19 protein-coding genes are annotated in these 18,390 nt (G+C 65.4%); 8 read left to right on the top strand and 11 right to left on the bottom strand.

All coding sequences use genetic code 11. The features are described 5' to 3' along the window. Window position 1: 1 nt before the first annotated feature. Genes ACKOED_RS02255 through ACKOED_RS02245 form a run of 3 tightly spaced genes read right to left on the bottom strand, consistent with a single transcriptional unit; the run spans window position 2 to window position 3,362 of the window. Complete coding sequence (locus tag ACKOED_RS02255; RefSeq protein ID WP_408914950.1) at window positions 2–994, bottom strand: alpha-ketoacid dehydrogenase subunit beta; 993 nt, start codon at window positions 992–994, stop codon at window positions 2–4. Then, window positions 991–2,010, bottom strand: coding sequence for a thiamine pyrophosphate-dependent dehydrogenase E1 component subunit alpha (locus tag ACKOED_RS02250; protein ID WP_408914949.1), 1,020 nt, complete (start codon window positions 2,008–2,010; stop codon window positions 991–993). The genes ACKOED_RS02255 and ACKOED_RS02250 overlap by 4 nt, the downstream gene beginning before the upstream one ends. After that, on the bottom strand, window positions 2,007–3,362 hold the full coding sequence (locus tag ACKOED_RS02245; RefSeq protein WP_408914948.1) for an NAD(P)H-dependent oxidoreductase: 1,356 nt from the start codon (window positions 3,360–3,362) through the stop codon (window positions 2,007–2,009). The genes ACKOED_RS02250 and ACKOED_RS02245 overlap by 4 nt, the downstream gene beginning before the upstream one ends. A gap of 328 nt (window positions 3,363–3,690) precedes the next feature. On the opposite strand from ACKOED_RS02245, the gene ACKOED_RS02240 reads away from it, so the two are divergent. Next, complete coding sequence (locus ACKOED_RS02240; RefSeq protein WP_408914947.1) at window positions 3,691–4,740, top strand: ABC transporter ATP-binding protein; 1,050 nt, start codon at window positions 3,691–3,693, stop codon at window positions 4,738–4,740. Between the two features lie 64 nt (window positions 4,741–4,804). On the opposite strand, the gene ACKOED_RS02235 is transcribed toward ACKOED_RS02240, so the two are convergent. The 6 genes from ACKOED_RS02235 to ACKOED_RS02210 all read right to left on the bottom strand — a co-directional run bounded on the left by ACKOED_RS02235 (window position 4,805) and on the right by ACKOED_RS02210 (window position 9,711). Beyond that, complete coding sequence (locus ACKOED_RS02235; protein ID WP_408914946.1) at window positions 4,805–6,259, bottom strand: multicopper oxidase family protein; 1,455 nt, start codon at window positions 6,257–6,259, stop codon at window positions 4,805–4,807. A 79-nt stretch (window positions 6,260–6,338) separates the two neighbouring features. Beyond that, window positions 6,339–7,025 (bottom strand): helix-turn-helix transcriptional regulator, encoded by a 687-nt coding sequence (locus ACKOED_RS02230; RefSeq protein ID WP_408914945.1) that lies wholly within the window; start codon window positions 7,023–7,025, stop codon window positions 6,339–6,341. A gap of 132 nt (window positions 7,026–7,157) precedes the next feature. Beyond that, complete coding sequence (locus ACKOED_RS02225) at window positions 7,158–7,553, bottom strand: RidA family protein (protein WP_408914944.1); 396 nt, start codon at window positions 7,551–7,553, stop codon at window positions 7,158–7,160. Window positions 7,554–7,647: 94 nt separating this feature from the next. Beyond that, window positions 7,648–8,601: an acetyl-CoA carboxylase carboxyltransferase subunit alpha gene (locus ACKOED_RS02220; protein ID WP_408914943.1), complete on the bottom strand. Its 954-nt coding sequence runs from the start codon at window positions 8,599–8,601 to the stop codon at window positions 7,648–7,650. A 56-nt stretch (window positions 8,602–8,657) separates the two neighbouring features. Then, window positions 8,658–9,590, bottom strand: a complete 933-nt coding sequence (locus ACKOED_RS02215) for a site-specific tyrosine recombinase XerD (protein ID WP_408914942.1) — start codon at window positions 9,588–9,590, stop codon at window positions 8,658–8,660. After that, entirely contained in the window at window positions 9,580–9,711 is a 132-nt protein-coding gene (locus ACKOED_RS02210; protein ID WP_408914941.1) for a hypothetical protein, read from the bottom strand. Before ACKOED_RS02210 ends, ACKOED_RS02215 begins: the two co-directional genes overlap by 11 nt. Window positions 9,712–9,819: 108 nt before the next feature. Here ACKOED_RS02210 and ACKOED_RS02205 point away from each other — a divergent pair, with 108 nt between their 5' ends. From ACKOED_RS02205 to ACKOED_RS02195, 3 genes are read left to right on the top strand one after another with little or no spacing between them, the layout of a single operon-like run. Further along, complete coding sequence (locus tag ACKOED_RS02205; protein ID WP_408914940.1) at window positions 9,820–10,404, top strand: shikimate kinase; 585 nt, start codon at window positions 9,820–9,822, stop codon at window positions 10,402–10,404. Beyond that, the gene (gene aroB, locus ACKOED_RS02200) at window positions 10,401–11,531 is read left to right on the top strand and encodes a 3-dehydroquinate synthase (RefSeq protein WP_408914939.1); all 1,131 of its coding nucleotides are present in this window, start codon (window positions 10,401–10,403) and stop codon (window positions 11,529–11,531) included. Before ACKOED_RS02205 ends, aroB begins: the two co-directional genes overlap by 4 nt. Continuing rightward, window positions 11,528–12,829, top strand: a complete 1,302-nt coding sequence (locus ACKOED_RS02195; protein ID WP_408914938.1) for an HlyC/CorC family transporter — start codon at window positions 11,528–11,530, stop codon at window positions 12,827–12,829. The genes aroB and ACKOED_RS02195 overlap by 4 nt, the downstream gene beginning before the upstream one ends. On the opposite strand, the gene ACKOED_RS02190 is transcribed toward ACKOED_RS02195, so the two are convergent. Next, window positions 12,808–13,092, bottom strand: coding sequence for a BolA family protein (locus ACKOED_RS02190; RefSeq protein WP_408914937.1), 285 nt, complete (start codon window positions 13,090–13,092; stop codon window positions 12,808–12,810). The genes ACKOED_RS02195 and ACKOED_RS02190 overlap by 22 nt on opposite strands. A gap of 62 nt (window positions 13,093–13,154) precedes the next feature. Between ACKOED_RS02190 and ACKOED_RS02185 the strand changes: the two genes are divergently transcribed. The 4 genes from ACKOED_RS02185 to ACKOED_RS02170 all read left to right on the top strand — a co-directional run bounded on the left by ACKOED_RS02185 (window position 13,155) and on the right by ACKOED_RS02170 (window position 17,691). Beyond that, window positions 13,155–13,757 carry a J domain-containing protein gene (locus tag ACKOED_RS02185; RefSeq protein WP_408914936.1) on the top strand — a complete coding sequence of 201 codons (603 nt, stop codon included), beginning with the start codon at window positions 13,155–13,157 and terminating at the stop codon, window positions 13,755–13,757. Between the two features lie 79 nt (window positions 13,758–13,836). Beyond that, window positions 13,837–14,826, top strand: a complete 990-nt coding sequence (gene cobS / locus ACKOED_RS02180) for a cobaltochelatase subunit CobS (RefSeq protein WP_408914935.1) — start codon at window positions 13,837–13,839, stop codon at window positions 14,824–14,826. A 10-nt stretch (window positions 14,827–14,836) separates the two neighbouring features. Then, window positions 14,837–16,729, top strand: coding sequence for a cobaltochelatase subunit CobT (gene cobT, locus ACKOED_RS02175; RefSeq protein ID WP_408914934.1), 1,893 nt, complete (start codon window positions 14,837–14,839; stop codon window positions 16,727–16,729). Window positions 16,730–16,743: 14 nt separating this feature from the next. After that, a complete protein-coding gene (locus tag ACKOED_RS02170; RefSeq protein ID WP_408914933.1) occupies window positions 16,744–17,691 on the top strand; it encodes an esterase-like activity of phytase family protein in 948 nt (315 codons plus the stop codon). Here the strand turns inward: ACKOED_RS02170 and ACKOED_RS02165 are convergent. Continuing rightward, entirely contained in the window at window positions 17,679–18,341 is a 663-nt protein-coding gene (locus ACKOED_RS02165; RefSeq protein WP_408914932.1) for an antibiotic acetyltransferase, read from the bottom strand. The two genes, ACKOED_RS02170 and ACKOED_RS02165, sit on opposite strands and share 13 nt — an antisense overlap. Window positions 18,342–18,390 lie beyond the last annotated feature (49 nt).

Here is an 18,390-nt window from a genome sequence, read left to right as displayed (position 1 = left end):
GCTAGGCGCGCCCCGTGGCCAGATTGCGCAGCGCTTCGATGATGTCCGGCACCTGCGGCACGGCGGCCTTCTCCAGCTGGGGACTATAGGGGATGGGAGCTTCCACCCCGCCCAGCCGCAGGACCGGCGCATCGAGATACTCGAAAGCCTCGCTCTCGGCAATGCGGGCGCTGATCTCGGCGCCGATGCCCAGCGTCTTGACGCCTTCGTACACGCAGACGAGCCGCGTGGTCTTTTTCACGCTGGCGATGATGGTTGCGGTGTCGATGGGGCGCAGGGTGCGCAAATCGATCACTTCGGCGTCAATGCCTTCGGCGGCGAGCGCCTCGGCGGCGTCAAGCGACTTGTGCACCATGATCGAGGTGGCGACCACCGTCACGTCCCGGCCCTCGCGCGCCACATGCGCCTTGCCGATCGGCAGGCGGTAAGGCTCTTCGGGCACGCTGCCTTTCATTTTGTAAAGAAGCTTGTGCTCGAACACCATCACCGGGTCAGGGTCGTCGATGGCGGCGAGCAGCAGACCCTTGGCGTCGGCGGGTGTGGCGGGCTGCACCACCTTGAGGCCCGGCACATGGGCGAGCCAGGCATCGAGCGATTGCGAGTGCTGGGCGGCGGCGCCGGTGCCGGAACCCGCCGGAAAGCGCATCACCAGCGGCACATTCACCTTGCCGCCCAGCATGAAGCGCAGCTTCGCCGCCTGGTTCACGATCTGCTCCATGGCCAGCGTCGCGAAATCCGAGAACTGGAACTCCAGCACCGGCCTGCAGCCCGCCAGAGCGGCGCCAACGGCGATGCCGGCCTGCCCCAGTTCCGAGATCGGCGCGTCCATCACCCGGTCTTCGCCATAACGGTGGACGAGATCGCCGGTAACCTGGAAGGCGCCGCCATAGACGCCAATGTCCTCGCCCATCAGGAACACGCTTGGATCGGCATCCATCGCCTGGGCCAGCGCTTCCTGAATGGCCTGGGCGTAACTCAGCTCGCGCGCGCTCATCCGAGCGCCTCCGGCGAATAGACGTCGCGGGTCACCTCCGCCGGATTGGGGTCGGTGCCGTTACGGGCGAATTCGATGCCCGCCGCGATCTCAGCCTCGGCGGCGGCGCGGATCTCCGCGATATCGGCCTCGGTCGCGATGCCATGCGCCGTGAGCTCCGCCTCGAAGCGCGGAATGGGGTCGCGGCCCTGCCATTCCTCGATCTCTTCCTTGCTGCGGTAACGGTTACGGTCGGAGCGGGAGTGGCCGCGCGTCCGGTAGGTCTTGCATTCGACGAGCGTCGGCCCCAGGCCGGCGCGGGCGCGTTCAACGGCAATGGCGATGGCCTCTTCGACATCGGCGATGGAATTGCCGTCGGCAATCACGCCCGGCATGTTGTAAGCGGCGGCGCGGTCGGCGACATTGGCCACCGCCATCGAGCGCTCGGTCGACACCGACATGCCGTATTTGTTGTTCTCGCACACGAATACCACCGGCAGTTTCCACACCGACGCCATGTTGAGCGACTCGTGGAAGGCGCCTTCGTTCGAGGCGCCATCGCCGAAGAAGCACATCGCGACATCGCCGCGTTTTTGTTTCTTGATGGCGAGTGCGGCGCCCACCGCGATCGGCAGTCCGCCGCCGACGATGCCGTTGGCGCCCAGATTGCCGGTCGCCACGTCGGCGATGTGCATGGAGCCGCCGCGGCCGCGGCAGTAGCCTTCCTCTTTGCCGAAGAACTCGGCGAACATCAGCTTGGGGTCCGCGCCCTTGCCGATGCAATGGCCGTGGCCGCGATGGGTTGAGGTAATGTAGTCGCCATTGCGCAGCGCCATGGTGGCGCCGACGGCGGACGCCTCCTGCCCGATCGACAGATGCATGGTGCCGTGAATGAGCCCGCGCATATAGGCTTCTTCCGCCCCTTCCTCGAAGCGGCGGATCAGATACATCTTGCGCAGCGCCTCCTTCAGGGCCGCGGCGGAATATTTCTGGTAGAAGGGCCGCGCATTCGGCTTGATGCCGGTGATCGCATTCACGCGCTGTTTCCTTTCAGCATGCCGTCCTGGCGCTTGCGCAGCGCCACGATGCGGGATGACGCATCCGGGGCGCAGTTGCCATAGGTGAGGAGTTCGCCCTTGCGGACAGGTTTGGTGACGGCGCCGCCCTCGAGAAGGCCGCAAGGCACGGCGCGCGCCTGTTCGGCGCCGGACACGGTCATGATCCAGGCGCGGTAGGCATATTCGCCGATGGCGTCCAGCCGGTCACCGGGCGCCAGATCCCGCTTTGCAACGGCGCAGACCTCGGCCGAGGGTACGTCAAGCGGCTGCATGTCCGCCGTGCGGTAGAGAACCGCGCGCGCGCAGGAGAGCGGCACTTCGAGGCTGGTCAAATGATAGGGCCGGTAGAAGGTGTAGTAGGGCCCGGCCCCCAGTTTCAGATCATGCATGCGTTCGCGCACCCGCGGATGCGCCATCTCGGCGATCACGAAAACCCCGGGCGCAACACCCTTGCCGACCGAGTAGTCGACGACGCCCTTGCGCGACAATACCCCGCCGTCTTCGCGCGGGCAGAGCACCTTGTCGAGATCGGCGAGCGTTGCGGCGGGGCCGTGCATGCCTGGGCAATCAGGCACAAGGCCCGTGGCGTTGGCGACGGCGGCCATTTCGACCATGGTCTTGGAACCGTCGACGAACTCCACCAGCATGCGCGGGTTCATGTTGCGGCGCCTGGCTTCTTCCATGTAGTGATCGGGCGTCGCGTCGATGTTGAGCGGATTGTTCTTGCCCTTGCCGGCGGCGACGATCGGGTAGCCCAGCCCGGTGACGAAATTGACGAGTTCCATGGTGGAGGACGGCTCGTCGCCCGCGCCCAGCGTATAGACGACCCCGAGCCGTTTCGCCTCGCGCGCCAGATAGGCGCCGATGGTCACGTCCGCCTCGACGTTCATCATCACCAGGTGCTTGCCATGCTCCATGGCGGCAAGGCCGATTTCCGCGCCGACGGCGGGCTTGCCGGTGGCGTCGATCACCACGTCGATGTGGGGCGAAGCGCAGACCAGTTGCGCATCCTGGGTGACCGCCACCTTGCCACCCTCGAGCGCGGCGGCGAAACCGGCCGCCGTCCCGGCCACGGCATGGCCGCCGTCGGAGCGGCCGGCGATCCGCAGCGCCTTTCTGGCGGCGTCGACGTTGATTTCGGCGATCGCCGCCACCGTGATGCCGGTCATTTGCTGGCATTGGGTCACGATGTCGGTGCCCATTTCGCCGCAGCCGATCAGCCCCACCCGGATCGGAAGGCCGGTCTCATCAAGACGGCGCGCAAGGTCGGCGGCGAGTCCCGTGGCAGCACCGATCGGCCGTTGGCCGCGCGAAACGTCATAGGCTGCCATGCAGGGCTCCTCGAGTGACAGTTGGAATAAGATACTTTTATCCTCTCCAAAGTCAATAAGTATTATTTGCGCGATCCTGGAATACTTCGCAGTTGCAAAAGTGGTTTTGGCGACTGCGAAGCGCTTTACGGCACGCATAGTGGCGTAAATCGGTCACCCCGGAGCGCATTTAATACGAAACATATGGCGTTCGATCTTGCAATTGTTTCAGTTTTGTGAAAGTCATGTACAGATGGCGGTTTTTCGGTCCAAGGGCACGCAGCGGCACGTCCGAGAGCCTCCGGGATAGCCAGGCGATTGGCAACAGTGTGGGAGAGCAAGCGCGGTCATGGCATCCATCAGCCTGAAGAGCATTAGCAAAGCCTGGGGTCCGGTGGTTGGCGTCGATGCGGTCGATCTGGACATTCGCGACAAGGAATTCATGGTGTTCCTTGGGCCTTCCGGTTGCGGCAAAACCACGACGATGCGGATGATCGCCGGGCTCGAAGATCCCACCGGCGGCGACATTCTGATCGATGGCGAGAAAGTGAACGATGTCGACGCCCGCGACCGGGACGTGGCGATGGTGTTCCAGAGCTACGCGCTCTACCCCAACATGACGATATACGAGAACATCCGTTTCCCGTTGCGCATGCGCGGCATTCCCCGGGACAAGCACGATAAGATGGTGCGCGAGGCGGCGGATATTGTCGAGCTCGGAGACTATCTTGACCGCAAGCCGCGCGCGCTCTCGGGCGGGCAGCGCCAGCGCGCCGCGCTGGCCCGCGCCGTGGTGCGCCATCCACGGGTGTTCCTGATGGACGAACCCTTGTCCAACCTGGACGCCAAGCTCCGGCTCACCATGCGCGCGCAGCTGAAGCACATCCAGCGCCGCCTCGAAACCACCACGGTCTACGTGACCCATGACCAGATCGAGGCGATGACGCTGGCCGACCGGATCGCCATCATGAACAAGGGCAAGATCCAGCAGCTCGGCACGCCGGATGAAGTCTACAACAATCCCGCCAATGTCTTTGTCGCGGGCTTCATCGGCTCGCCGCCCATGAACCTGATCAAGGGCGATCTCGACAACGGCGCGTTCACCGGCGCCTCAACCCGCGTGCCAGGCATCGGACAGGGCAGCCGCAAGAACGTCATCCTCGGTGTCAGGCCGGAAGACATCTCGGTTGCCGAGCCTGGCCACGGGCACTTGAACTCGGTGCTCTACTCACTCGAACCGACGGGAGACCAGACGCTGGTCTCGGCGCTGGCCGGCGAACAGATGGTGGTCGCCAAAGGGTCACGCAGTTTCCGCCAGACCCTCGAAACACCCATCGGATTTACCTTTGACGTTGCCCGCTGCTTCCTGTTCGACGCCGCAAGCGGAGAGCGGATCTAGCACCGGCGTTTTGCTCCGGGCGGCGAATGATGGCGCCTGGCAAACGCGGGAGCGAAAACCGTTTTTACGCGGCGCTGGTGTAGGCGATGGCTCCCATCATGCCGGCGTTCATGTGGTAGAGGTGGTGGCAGTGGAAGGCCCATGAGCCGGGGTTGTCGGCGTCGAAGGCGACCGTCACCGTCTCCATGGGCGGCACCAGCACCACGTCGCGGATGGCGCCGTCGATCGCCGTGCCGCCAATGGCCATCACCTTGAAGTAGTGCCCGTGCAGATGCATGGGATGGGCCATGCCGGTCATGTTGTGCATCATCACCGCGATGCGCTCACCCTCACGCACGGTGAATAGCGTCTCGTGCATCATCGGCTTGCCGTTGAGGCCCCAGCTGTAATCCGGCCCGCCGCCGGTGAGCATCAGCATCTCGGTGCGGTTCACGGGTTCGTCGCGTAGCTTGGCAACGGCGCGGTAAAGCAGTTCCTGCGAAAGATTGAGCGGCGGCGGCGCCTCGCCCTCCTCGGCCACCCGCGCGACAGCGGCGCCCGGGCTGGCCAGCACGATACCGGTGCGCGCCGCCACACCCTCCGGCCGGAACAGCACCGGAAACGCGCCGCCCGCCGCCGGCATGGTCAAACGGACATCCGCCCGCTGGGCGACGGCCAGCGGGAACAGGCTGCCCCTGAAGGGATGGATGGCGTTGCCGTCGACCGCGATCCGCTCGCCTTCAAGAGCGCCCAGATCGATCCACATGTTGGAGGCGGCGGCGGCGTTGATGATGCGCAGGCGGATCGTTCCGCCCTTCTCCACCGTGACGATCTCCGGGTCGTCGAGCGCGCGGTCATTGGCGAGATAAGCGTCATAGACGACGTCGTTCAGCATGCCGCCCATCATGTTGCCCATGCCGCCATGGTTCATGCCGCCATGGTTCATGCCGCCATGGCCCATCCCGGAGTGGTTCATCATGCCGTGCTGCATGCCATGGCCGGCATGCGCGCCGCCGCCCGCCATGAGCTCGGCGAGAATGTCCTGCGGGTTGCGGAAGGTGAAGTCATGGAGCAGCACCACATGCTCCTGTTCATCGAACAGAGGCTCCGCCGTCTCGCGCACGATGAGCGGCGCCGCCAGCATCTGCTGCTCCTGCAAACCGAGGTGCGAATGCATCCAGTGGGTGCCGGATCGCGTGTTGGGAAACTCATAGTCCCTGGACTGGCGGGGGGCGATCGGGTCCTCGCCGAGCATGGCGACGCCGTCCTGGCCATAGGGCGGCGTGAGCCCGTGCCAGTGCACGATGGTGTCGCCGTCCGTCTGGTTGACCAGGCGCACCCGGAACGGCTCGCCCAGCAGCAGGTCGAGGCCCGGCTTGCCGCCCGGCCCGGTGATGCCATAGACGCTGGCCGCCTTGCCCTTGACCTCGAGCGTGCGGCGGGAGACGGTGAGAAGCTTAGGTTCCGCCGCGACCGACCGGCGCGGAATGCCCAGCAGCGCGGTTCCCGACAGGCCTGCGAGAAGTTGACGACGGTTCATGGTGGCTTCCTCTCAAACTCCATGGAGCTTAAACACCGTCATTGCGGCAGGAAGCGGGCCGTCCAGAACAAATCACCCCTCACGATGCCCGCCGCTCGCATCGCTCAAGTTCCATGAAGGCCCGCAGGCCTCTTGCTTCGTCGTCCGCAAACACTTCGTCCGTCAGAGCCAGTTCCGCGATGCGGTCGAACCGGAAGGTGCGGAACCCATATCGCAGTTCGCACCAACCGGAAAACATCCAGCCTTCCGTGAAGCTCCAGATGGCGAGTGGCCGGACCAGGCGGTCGGAGCGCCGCCCTTCCGCGTCCCTATACGTGAGTTTCACGATCAGCCGCTTGCGGATCGCCCGCCGGAGCAAGCTCGCATAGGCCGGAGCACCCGTCCTGCGCCGAAGCGAAAAATAGGGCGCATCGGTGAGCTTCCGCGCCTCCGGGTGGGGCATGCTTGCCTGAATCTTGGCCCGCACCTCACGCGCCGCCGCCACCAGTTCCGGATCGTCGAGGCTTTCGGCAAATGACAGTCCGACCGCCAACGCATCCACCTGTTCACTTGTAAATGTGACGTTTGGCAGATCGAAGCCAGGCCGCAGCATGTAGCCAACTCCTGCTTCGCCATCGATCGGCAGACCCGATCCCTGCAGATGCGCAATATCCCGGTAGATCGTCCGGACGCTCACTTCCAGCGCTGAGGCAAGGTCACAGGCCCGGCTTACGCCGCGAACCCGCAATTCCTTGACCAGCATGAACAATCTTTCCGCGCGGCGCATAAGCTTTGCCTGCCAATCCGGTCCGGACAATTAGCAACCCGCACACGGAATACCACCCAATCGCCCGCTTGACGAGGTCCTGCCAGCTTCATGGTTGAACAAGTCAAACACTATGCCGAATATCGTTGTGGATCAACTTGCGGCCGTTGCCTCGAGTTCGATCAACAGTGGGGGGATGGCGAGGCGCGTGACGCCGAGAACCGTCATTGGAGGGGCCACCGCAGCTGGACCCATCCGCGAGCCCAGAACATCGAAGTGCTTCAAGGCTTCGTCCATGTCGGTCGTATAGACATTGAGGCGGGTGATGTGGGCAAGGCCCATGCCGGCGGCGCTCAAGACGGCCTCAAGATTGTCAAGCGCGAGCACGAATTGCTTCCGCATATCACCGGGGTGCTGTGGGTTGCCATTCGCGTCGACCGCCGTCTGGCCCGCACAGACCAGTTGCCGTTGCACGCCTTCCAGCACTTCGCCCTGGTTAAAGCCCAGCTTCAAGGACCATGGCCATGGGTTTACCGGCGATCTAATCATGATGAGACTCCTCCGCGTTGTGCTTATGCGCATTGCTAAAGCACACCGCTGCTGACAGCGTTGTGGCAGGAGTGTTATCGGCCGTTCCGCAGGATCACAGGCTCCGGCCAATCGCCAGGAACTTCTCGCGGCGCTGGGTGCGCAGCACCTCGCCGGAGACGCCGTCGAAAGCCTTGAGGGCGCGGGCAATGGCCTCGCCGGTGGCGGCAATCGCCTCCCTGGCGCCGCGGTGCGCGCCGCCCTTGGGTTCCGGAACGATTTCGTCAATGACGCCAAGCTTCTTGAGGTCCTGGGCGGTGATCTTCATGGCGGCGGCGGCATCCCTGGCGCGGGCGGCGTCGCGCCACAGGATCGAAGCCGCGCCCTCGGGCGAGATCACGCTGTAGATCGCGTGTTCCAGCATCAGCACCACATTGGCGGTGGCGAGCGCGATGGCCCCGCCGGACCCGCCCTCGCCCACCACCACCGAAACGCTGGGAACGCCCAGCGACAGGCAGCAATCGGTGGAGCGGGCGATAGCCTCCGCCTGGCCGCGCTCCTCGGCGTCGATGCCGGGGTAGGCGCCCGCCGTGTCGATGAAGCTGATGACGGGAAGGCCGAAGCGGTCAGCCATTTCCATGAGCCGCACCGCCTTGCGGTAGCCCTCCGGCCGGGCCATGCCGAAATTGCGCTTGAGCCGCGAGGCGGTGTCATTGCCTTTTTCCTGGCCGATCACCATCACCGCCTGGCCGCGGAACCGGCCGGGCCCGCCGACCACGGCATAGTCCTCGGCGAATTTGCGGTCGCCCGCCAGCGGCGTGAACTCGGTGATCAGCTGGCCCACGAAATCCAGCGCATGCGGCCGCTCCGGGTGGCGCGCCACCTGGGCCTTCTGCCACGGATCGAGGTTGGCATAGAGATCGGTGAGCAGTTTGGAGGCCTTTTTCTCGAGCCCCTTGATCTCCTCGCCGATCGCCACCGCCTTGTCGCCGGCGGCAAGGGTGCGCAGTTCGGCGATCTTGCCTTCAAGCTCGGCGATGGGGGCTTCGAAATCGAGAAAACTGGGCATTGGGCCTCGAACCGGGTCAGCGTCGGCGCGGAAACTGACCCCTGGGGGGCCGGAAGTCAACTTTTCTTGGCAAGCGGGTGAAAAGCCTCGACCGCCTCGCGCAGGCGGCGGTCCTGGACATGGGTGTAGATCTGGGTGGTGGCGATGTCGGCATGGCCCAGCATCTGCTGCACGGCGCGCAGGTCAGCCCCCGCCGCCAAGAGCTGGCTGGCGAAACCATGGCGCAGCACATGCGGCGACAGGGCCCCGGCATCAAGCCCCGCCTCCCGCGCCAAGCCTTTGAGTTCCAACGCGAAATGCTGCCGCGTCAGATGGCCGGAGGCGCCCGCGGACGGAAACAGCCATTTCGAAGCGGGCTTCGCCCCGGCCTTGAGGCAGGCGAGATAATCGTCCATCGCCGCCCGTGCCGCGGCGGAAACCGGCACCAGCCTTTCCCGCCCGCCCTTGCCGCGCACCAGGATGAAATCCCGCTCCGCGGTGGCCGCCTGCACGGTAAGGCCGACCAGCTCCGAGACCCGAAGACCCGTCGCAGCCAGGAGTTCGATCAGGCAGACCAGCCGCCAGGCCTTGGCGCGCCGGTTTTCCTTGGCCGCCGCCACCCGCGCCCGCGCCGTTTGCGCCAGCCTCTCAACGTCCTCGGGCGAAATCATGCGCGGCAGCGGCCGCGCGGCGCGCGGGCTGTCGATGGCGGTGGCCGGATTGTCGGCGGCCAGCCCATCACCATGCAGAAAGCGATGGAACTGGCGGATGGCGGAGAGTTTCCGCGCGGCGGAACTGCGGGCCAGGCCATCGGCCTCGAGGCCGTCGAGATGGCGGCGGATATCCTCGGGGCCCGCCACCGCGATGTCCCGCTGCCGCCGGGCGATGTCGGCCGCATAGGCTTCGAGATCGCGCCGATACGCCGTGAGCGTGTTGACGGAAGCGCCGCGCTCGGCCGCCATCATTTCGAGAAAACGCTCGATCAGGCGTTGCGAGCGGTCAGCGGGCACGCAGTTTCTCGCTGGGCAGCGGCTTGACGATTTCGGACTGTTCCGGCGGCACATGGGCGAGCGTCCACAGGCCGCCGTAGAGCAGAGCCCCGATCATCCCCACAACCAGTACAAATTTCACCGTATCGGGCATTTCACAAGCAAGTGTAGCGGCTGACTGCCGCTTCGGAAAGGCTTTGCGGCAAACCGGCATGCGCGATAGAACCGGGCCCGCTTTGAGGTTCGAGGAATGGCACGCCGGTCGATCGCCAAGGATACAGCGCTGGTGCGCCAGCGGCTGGGCAACCGCCCCATCGTGCTGGTGGGGCTGATGGGCGCTGGCAAAACCAGCGTCGGCCGGAGGCTTGCCGAAAAACTGGGCATTGCCTTCGTCGATGCCGACCAGGAAATCGAGGCCGCCGCCGGCCAGCCGATCAAGGACATTTTCGCCGAACATGGCGAGGCCTATTTCCGCGAGGGCGAGCGGCGGGTGATCCAGCGGCTGCTTGGCAATGGCGCCCAGGTGCTGGCCACCGGGGGCGGCGCCTATATGAACGATGAGACCCGGGCAAGGATCAGGGCCGAGGGCGTTTCGGTGTGGCTCAAGGCGCCGCTGCCCCTTCTCATGAAGCGGGTGGCCAAGCGCCACGACCGGCCGCTGCTGCAGACCGAGGACCCGGAAGCGGTGATGCGCGCGCTCATCGACAAGCGCTACCCGATCTATGCGGAGGCCGATGTGACGGTGGAAAGCCGCGATGTGCAGCACGGACAGATGGTGAATGACGTGATCCGAGCGCTTGCGCTCTGGGACGGCTGGGAGAGGCGGGCATCATGACCGGAACCACGCCGGGCCGCGCCCTGATCACCGTGCCGCTGGGCGCGCGCAGCTATGACATTCACATCGGCGAGGGGCTGCTGGCCAAGGCCGGCGACATCGTGGCGCCGTTCCTGAAGCGGCCGCTCACCGCCATCGTCACCGATGAGAACGTGGCGCAGGCGCATCTCGCCAGCCTCGAGCGGGCGCTGGCCGCCAAAGGCATCCGCTCCACCGCCATCATCATGCCGCCCGGCGAAGCGACCAAGAGCTACCAGCATCTGGGCGATCTCTGCGACCGGCTGCTGGTGGCGGGCATCGAGCGGCGCGACAGGATCATCGCCTTTGGCGGCGGCGTGATTGGCGATCTGGCGGGCTTCGCGGCGGCAATCCTGCGGCGCGGGGTTGATTTCATCCAGATCCCGGCGAGCCTGCTCGCCCAGGTCGATTCCTCGGTGGGCGGCAAGACCGGCATCAATTCGCCGCATGGCAAGAACCTGATCGGCGCCTTCCACCAGCCGCTGGCGGTGATCGCCGACATCAGCCTGCTGAACACACTGCCGCGCCGCGAGCTGGCGGCGGGCTATGCCGAGGTGGCGAAATATGGCCTGCTCGGCGATAAGCCGTTCTTCGAATGGCTGGAAGGCTCCGCGGAACAAATCATGCGCGGCAATCCGGAGGCGCGCATCCGGGCGATCCGCACCTCCTGCGAGGCCAAGGCGCGGATCGTGGCCGAGGACGAAACCGAAACCGGGGTGCGCGCCCTGCTCAACCTCGGCCACACTTTCGGACATGCGCTGGAAGCCGCGACCGGCTATTCGCAGCGCCTGCTGCATGGCGAGGCGGTGGCGATCGGCATGGTGCAGGCCTTCCGCTTTTCGGAGCGCCAGCAGCTGTGCGCGCCGGGCCTGGCCGAGCGCGTGGCGAAGCACCTCAAGGGCGTGGGCCTTCCCGTGCATGCCAGCCAGATTCCGGGCCAGCTGCCACCGCCCGCCACACTCCTCGAGATCATGCGCCAGGACAAGAAGGCGCAAGGCGGCAAGCTCACCTTCATCCTGGTGCGCGGCATCGGCGACGCCTTCATCGCCCGCGATGTGGCCGACCATGACGTGCTCAATTTCCTCACCGAGGACCTCCGCCAGCGATGAACCACGAAACCGGATTGACCGGCGCCGCGATTCTCGTCCTGCTCCTCGTTCTGGCCTTCCTCGCGGCGGCGCGCGTGGCGCTGTCGGACGCCTCGCGCACAAGGCTCGGCGAACTCCACAAGCGCGGCGTCAAGGGCGCGGCGACCGCCCTTCGCCTGCGTGACAGCGAGGAGCGCACGGAGGCCGCTTTGTCACTGGGGAAGATGCTGGTGGCGGCGCTTGCCGGTGCGGCCGCCTTTCTCCTGTTGCGCGGCCTCGCCCCGGTGGCGGCCATTGTCGCGGCGGCGGGGCTGGCGGCGGGGTTCGGTTTCCTCGGCCTGCTCCTGCCCCGCGCCTATGCCAGAAAGCGCCCCGAGCGCGTGGCGGTGGCGCTGGCCGCGCCAGCCGCCGTGGCGGTGGCGGCGCTGGGTCCACCCGCCATGCTGCTGGACAGTCTCGCAGCCTCGGCGATGCGCAATGCCGGCGTCAACGGCGGCGACGGCAGCCACAGCGTGCATGAAGAGTTGCGCGAAACCATCGATCTCCACGCCAAGGAAGGCACGGTCTTCAAGAACGACCGCGACATGCTGAGCGGCATCCTGGCGATGCAGGACCTGACGATTGCCGACATCATGGTCCATCGCACCAAGATGACCACGATCGACGGCGCCGAGCCGCCCGAAGAGATCGTCGCCAAGGTGCTGAAGAGCGGTCACACCCGCATCCCCGTATGGAACGATTCGCCCGACAACATCATCGGCGTTCTGCATGCCAAGAACCTGTTCGCGGCGCTGCAGAAACACGGCGGCGACGCCGCGAAGATCGACATCGAGGACATCCTGCTGCCGCCGTGGTTCGTGCCCGACACGCGGGCGATCCCCGACCAGCTCAACGCTTTCCTGAAGCGCAAGAGCCATTTCGCCATCGTCGTCGATGAATATGGCGAGGTGCAGGGCCTGGTCACGCTGGAAGACATCATCGAGGAGATCGTCGGCGACATCAAGGATGAGCATGACGCGGTGGCAAGCGGCGTGCGCCCCAAACCCGATGGTTCATACCTCATCGATGGCGCGGTGCCGATCCGTGACCTGAACCGCGCCTTCGACTGGTCGCTTCCCGACGACGAGGCCAACACCATCGCCGGGCTCGTCATCCATGAAGCGCGGATGATCCCGGAGGTGGGGCAGGTATTCAATTTTCACGGCTTCCGCTTCGAGGTCCTGAAGAAGCGCCGCCACCAGATCACGGCGTTGCGCGTGAGCCCGCAGAAGCGGGAGGCAGATGACGCCGCCGCGCCTCAGCCCGGCGCGGAGGACTGAATCGCCAGCGCGTGGACGCGCTCTCTCAATTCCTCCGCCAGCGCGGCGTTGATCATGCGGTGCTGTTCGACGCGCGATTTGCCGCGGAAGGCTTCCGCAACGATGCGCACCCGGAAATGGCTCTCGCCATTGGCGCTCGCGCCGGCATGGCCCGCATGATGATGCGACTCGTCGATGATCTCCAGCGCCTGCGGCGAAAAATTGTGAACCAGCTTTGCGGAGATTCTTTGGCCAACGGGGCCCAGCGCGTTATCCGGTGTCATTGTGTCTCTCTTGCCCCCATGAGGCTTGTCTGTTAGGCGCTGTATCATCATAGTCCACGCCAATGAAGCTCGATTCAAAATACTTCGACAAGATCCGGGTGAAACCTTCCAGCGGCAAGCCCGTTGAGGAACGGGTTCCGCAATGCGACTGGCCGGATTGCCCGCGCCCGGGCCGCCACAAGGCGCCGATGGGCCGCGGCCATGAAGGCAAGTTCTACAATTACTGCACCCAGCATGTGCAGGAATACAACAAGACCTATAATTATTTCGCCGGCATGAAGGACGACGAGATGGCGGAGTTCCAGAAGAACTCCCGCCTGGGCGACCGCCCGACCTGGAAACTGGGCCAGAACGCCACCTTCAGCGCCTCCAGCGTGCGCCGCAAGGCCACCCAGATGCGTGATGACCCGTTCGGCGTCAACCCGGGGGGCGCCAAGCAGCCGGGCCGTCATCCGTCCGGCCGGGCCCTGCGCGCCACCGAGATCAAGGCGCTGCAAACCCTGGGCCTCGACGACAGCGCCACGGGCGAGGAAGTGAAAACCCGCTACAAGACGCTGGTGAAGCGCCTCCACCCCGACGCCAATGGCGGCAGCCGGGCCAACGAAGACACCCTCAAGGCGGTGATTCAGGCCTATGACCACCTGCGCGCCAGCGGTTTCTGCTGATGGGCGCAAAGCCTTGCCCGCTAGGTCTCAAACGTCTAAGACTCGCCCGCTCAACTCCGGACCAAGAAGAATTCCCCATATGAACGCAAAGGCCACCGCAGAGGCCAACGGCATGCCCGACATCAAGGTGTCGGCGAAGCAGCTTTTCGGCTTTGACACCACGATTGAAGTTCCCGCCTATTCCAAGACCTCCGAACATGTGCCGGAGATCGACCCTGATTACCTGTTCAACCGCGAGACCACGCTCGCCATCCTGGCCGGCTTTGCCTACAACCGGCGCGTCATGGTGACCGGCTATCACGGCACCGGCAAATCCACCCACATCGAGCAGGTGGCGGCGCGGCTGAACTGGCCCTGCGTGCGCGTCAACCTTGACAGCCACATCAGCCGTATCGACCTCATCGGCAAGGACGCCATCGTCCTGCAGGAGGGAAAGCAGGTCACCGAATTCCGCGAGGGCATCCTGCCCTGGGCCTATCAGCACAATGTGGCGCTGGTGTTCGACGAATACGACGCCGGCCGGCCGGACGTGATGTTCGTGATCCAGCGCATTCTCGAAAGCTCGGGCAAGCTCACGCTGCTCGACCAGTCGAAGGTGATCCGCCCGCACCCGGCTTTCCGGCTGTTCGCCACCGCCAACACCATCGGGCTCGGCGACACCACCGGCCTCTATCACGGCACCCAGCAGATCAACCAGGCGCAGATGGACCGCTGGTCGATTATCACCGCGCTCAACTACCTGCCGCATGCGCAGGAAGTGGGCATCGTGCTGGCCAAGTCGAAGCACTTCGACAATGACAAGGGCCGCAAGACCGTCTCCAACATGGTGCGGGTTGCCGATCTCACGCGCAACGCCTTCATGCAGGGCGATCTCTCGACGGTCATGTCGCCGCGCACCGTCATCACCTGGGCGCAGAACGCGGAAATCTTCGGCGACGTCGGCTTCGCTTTCCGGGTCACCTTCCTCAACAAATGCGACGAACTCGAGCGCAGCGTGGTGGCGGAGTTCTATCAGCGCTGCTTCGGCGAGGAACTGCCGGAGTCCTCCGCGCACATCGCCATCGCCTGAGGCCGCCGCGGTGGCCAAGGAGAAGGATACGCCAGCCAACGAGTTCAAGCGCGTCCTGACCGTGACGATGAAGACCATCGCCGAGGACCCCGAACTCACGGTCGCCTTCGGAAACGAGAACCCCGCGCTTGCCGGCAACCGCGCCAGGCTGCCGCAGGTCAGCGCCGAACTGAAGGCCTCCGAGATCGCCATCGTGCGCGGGCTGTCGGACAGTTTCGCGCTCCGCCTCTCCAACCACAACGACAAGGTCCATTCCCGCTACCAGCCGCAGGGCAAGAATGCGCGCGCCGTGTTCGAGGCCGTGGAGCAGGCGCGCATCGAGGCGCTGGGCGCCAACGCCATGCCGGGCATGAAGTCCAATCTCGCCGCCATGCTGGACGACCGCTACCGCAAGAAGGACGTGGCCCGCTACACCGACCGCAAGGAGGCCCCGCTCGACGAGGCGGTGGCGCTGCTGGTCCGCGAAAAGCTCACTGGCGAACTGCCGCCGGAGGGCGCGCGCACCATGGTCGATCTGTGGCGGCCGTGGATCGAGGAGAAGGCTGAAGCACAGCTTTCGCATCTCACGGAAAGCATCCACGACCAGGCCGCCTTCGCGCGCATGTCGCGCGACATCATCGCCGCCCTCGACATGGCCGAGGAACTGGGCGAGGACCCCGACCAGGCCGAGGAAAGCGAGCAGGAGAACGAGCCCGAGGAGGAATCCGGCGAGCGCCAGGAAACCCCCGACAGCGAGGAGCAGGAAAGCTCGCAGCAGTCCATGGAGGAAATGCAGGACGCCGAAGGCGAGACCGAAGCCGCCGAGATGGACGCCCAGCAGATGGACGTGGACGAGCAGCCGGACGACCAGGACGGCGAGGAAGAACAGGAAGGCGAAGAGCCGTGGCGGCCGCAGCTGCCGTTCTCGTCGCTTTCCAACGAGGATTTCTACAAGGTCTTCACCAACCAGTTCGACGAGGAGATCGACGCCGAGGACCTCTGCGACGCCGAGGAGCTGAACCGGCTGCGCAACTACCTGGACAAGCAGCTCTCCAACCTGCAAGGCGTCGTGGCGCGGCTCGCCAACCGGCTGCAGCGCCGCCTGATGGCGCAGCAGAACCGCTCGTGGGATTTCGACCTCGAGGAAGGCGTGCTTGACGCGGCCAGGCTCACCCGCGTGGTGATCGACCCGATGCATCCGCTGTCGTTCAAGATCGAGCAGGACACCGAGTTCCGCGACACGGTGGTGAGCCTGCTGCTTGACAATTCCGGCTCGATGCGCGGCCGGCCGATCACCGTGGCGGCGACCTGCGCCGACATCCTGGCCCGCACCCTCGAGCGCTGCGGCGTCAAGGTCGAAATCCTGGGCTTCACCACCAGAACCTGGAAGGGCGGACAATCGCGGGAGAAGTGGCTTGCCGCCAACAAGCCCGCCAATCCCGGCCGCCTCAACGACCTGCGCCACATCATCTATAAATCCGCCGACAGCCCGTGGCGGCGCGCCCGGCGCAACCTTGGCCTGATGATGCGCGAGGGCCTGCTCAAGGAGAACATCGACGGCGAGGCGCTGATCTGGGCCCACAACCGCCTGTTGGCCCGCCGCGAGCAGCGCCGCATCCTGATGGTGATCTCGGACGGGGCGCCGGTGGATGATTCAACGCTGTCGGTGAATTCCGGCAATTATCTCGAGAAGCACCTGCGCCAGGTGATCCACGACATCGAGCAGCGCTCGCCGGTCGAGCTGATCGCCATCGGCATCGGCCATGACGTGACCCGCTATTACAAGCGCGCGGTGACCATCGTCGACGCCGAGGAGCTGGGCGGCGCCATGACCGAGAAGCTGGCCGAACTGTTTTCGGAACGCGCCCAGGCGCCGCGCGCACCGGCCAAGCCCGCGCCGGCAAGGCGCAAGGCCCCGGCGTGAGGCGGTTGATTGCCTTGTTCATTGGCCTCGCCGGCGCGGCGGCAGCGCAGGCCGGGCCAGTCACCGTCGCCACTGAACCTATCGCGTCCTTTCAGCGTCTTCCCTCGCAGGACAGCTTCGGTCCCTTCACCTGGCGCGGCGGTCTGACGCTCACTTCGGACGATGAAGGTTTCGGGGGCTTTTCCGGCCTGATCATGGGCAAGGACTGCGGCGAACTGCTGGCGGTGAGCGACCGCGGCGCCTGGCTGAAGGCGCGGCTCAGCTATGATGGCGATAAACTCTCTGGCCTCGCCGATGCGCAACTCGCCGCCATGCTGAACCGCAAAGGGGAGCCGCCCCGCAGCAAGCTTGCGGGCGATGCGGAGGCGCTGACTCAGCTGAAGGACGGCGCGGTGCTGGTTGGGTTCGAAAGCCTGGTCCGGGTTGGCCGCTACGATCTGGCGCGTGACGGCTTCAAGGCCCGCTTTCGCGCCGTGCCGCACCCCAAGGACATCGACACCGGTCCCGACAACGGCGAGATCGAAGCGCTGGGCGAACTCGCTGACGGCCGCCTGATCGCCATCGCCGAGAGCCAGTTCGGCGGTGATGGCAACATCCGCGCCTGGGCATGGAAGGGCGGTCAGACGGCGGCCTTCAAGATCGCGCGTTTCGGCGACTACCGCGTCACCGATCTCGCGGTGCTGGACGACGGCAGCATTCTGACCCTCGAGCGCCGTTTTGAGCCGAGTTCGCTTCCCGGCATGGCGGTGCGCCGTTTTCCGGCCGCGGCCATCGCAAGCGGCGGCATTGTCGCGCCGGAGCTGCTGCTTGAGGCGACGGCGCCGCTTTATGTGATCGACAACATGGAAGGTATCGCCGCCTGCCGGCGCGGCGGCGAGACCCGGGTCACCCTGATATCGGACGACAACTTCAACCACGCGGTGCAGAGCACCATTCTGCTGCAGTTTGCCTACAAGCCCTGAGCGGCTTCGTATTTCGCGAGAAATTCCTCAACGGACAGGCGGCGCATGTCATCGACGGCCTGTCCGATCCGTTCATGCTCCCAGTTCCACCAGCCGAGCCTGACGATGCGTTCGCCAATGTCCGGGGAGAAGCGCCACTTCAGAAAGCGGGCCGGCACGCCGCCGACCACGGCATAGGCCGGCACGTCGCGTGTCACCACCGCGCCCGCCGCCAGCACCGCGCCATGGCCGATCTTGACGCTTGGCAATATGGTGACGCCGTGTCCGATCCACACGTCATGCCCGATCTCGACGGCGGCCTTGATGCGCTGTTCACGGAACGCCTTGTCGAGCCTGGCTCCCGCGAAATACTCGTTCGGGCGGTAGGTGATCTTGTGCTGGCTGATGCGCGAGACCGGGTGGTTCAGGGCGTTGATGCGGCAGGCTGCGGCAATGGCGCAGAACTTGCCGATCTCGGAATAGATCACCTCGCTGTCTCGCTCGATATAGGAATAATCACCGAGCGTGGAATCGAGGACCTGCACGCGTTCCTTGAGTTCCGTGAAGCGGCCCAGCCTGGCGTTGCGCAGGCTGGCGGAGCCATGCACCCGCGGCGACCCGTCACGAGGGCCGGAGGGCGGGGCCGGCTGAGCGCCGCGATGATCGGTCATGACCCGTCACATAACGCAAAAGCCGCCCCGTTTGGAGCGGCTTGCGCAA

Source organism: Aestuariivirga sp. (assembly GCF_046093005.1).
Lineage (GTDB): Bacteria > Pseudomonadota > Alphaproteobacteria > Rhizobiales > Aestuariivirgaceae > Aestuariivirga.
This window is presented reverse-complemented; position numbering and strand designations above follow the sequence as displayed.

Excerpts from the sequence above, each read along its gene's own strand:
- ACKOED_RS02255 (WP_408914950.1), bottom strand. The coding sequence starts at position 994 with ATGAGCGCGCGCGAGCTGAGTTACGCCCAGGCCATTCAGGAAGCGCTG.
- ACKOED_RS02245 (WP_408914948.1), bottom strand. The coding sequence starts at position 3,362 with ATGGCAGCCTATGACGTTTCGCGCGGCCAACGGCCGATCGGTGCTGCC.
- ACKOED_RS02240 (WP_408914947.1), top strand. The coding sequence starts at position 3,691 with ATGGCATCCATCAGCCTGAAGAGCATTAGCAAAGCCTGGGGTCCGGTG.
- ACKOED_RS02235 (WP_408914946.1), bottom strand. The coding sequence starts at position 6,259 with ATGAACCGTCGTCAACTTCTCGCAGGCCTGTCGGGAACCGCGCTGCTG.
- ACKOED_RS02230 (WP_408914945.1), bottom strand. The coding sequence starts at position 7,025 with ATGCGCCGCGCGGAAAGATTGTTCATGCTGGTCAAGGAATTGCGGGTT.
- ACKOED_RS02225 (WP_408914944.1), bottom strand. The coding sequence starts at position 7,553 with ATGATTAGATCGCCGGTAAACCCATGGCCATGGTCCTTGAAGCTGGGC.
- ACKOED_RS02220 (WP_408914943.1), bottom strand. The coding sequence starts at position 8,601 with ATGCCCAGTTTTCTCGATTTCGAAGCCCCCATCGCCGAGCTTGAAGGC.
- ACKOED_RS02205 (WP_408914940.1), top strand. The coding sequence starts at position 9,820 with ATGGCACGCCGGTCGATCGCCAAGGATACAGCGCTGGTGCGCCAGCGG.
- aroB (WP_408914939.1), top strand. The coding sequence starts at position 10,401 with ATGACCGGAACCACGCCGGGCCGCGCCCTGATCACCGTGCCGCTGGGC.
- ACKOED_RS02195 (WP_408914938.1), top strand. The coding sequence starts at position 11,528 with ATGAACCACGAAACCGGATTGACCGGCGCCGCGATTCTCGTCCTGCTC.
- ACKOED_RS02190 (WP_408914937.1), bottom strand. The coding sequence starts at position 13,092 with ATGACACCGGATAACGCGCTGGGCCCCGTTGGCCAAAGAATCTCCGCA.
- ACKOED_RS02185 (WP_408914936.1), top strand. The coding sequence starts at position 13,155 with ATGAAGCTCGATTCAAAATACTTCGACAAGATCCGGGTGAAACCTTCC.
- cobS (WP_408914935.1), top strand. The coding sequence starts at position 13,837 with ATGAACGCAAAGGCCACCGCAGAGGCCAACGGCATGCCCGACATCAAG.
- ACKOED_RS02165 (WP_408914932.1), bottom strand. The coding sequence starts at position 18,341 with ATGACCGATCATCGCGGCGCTCAGCCGGCCCCGCCCTCCGGCCCTCGT.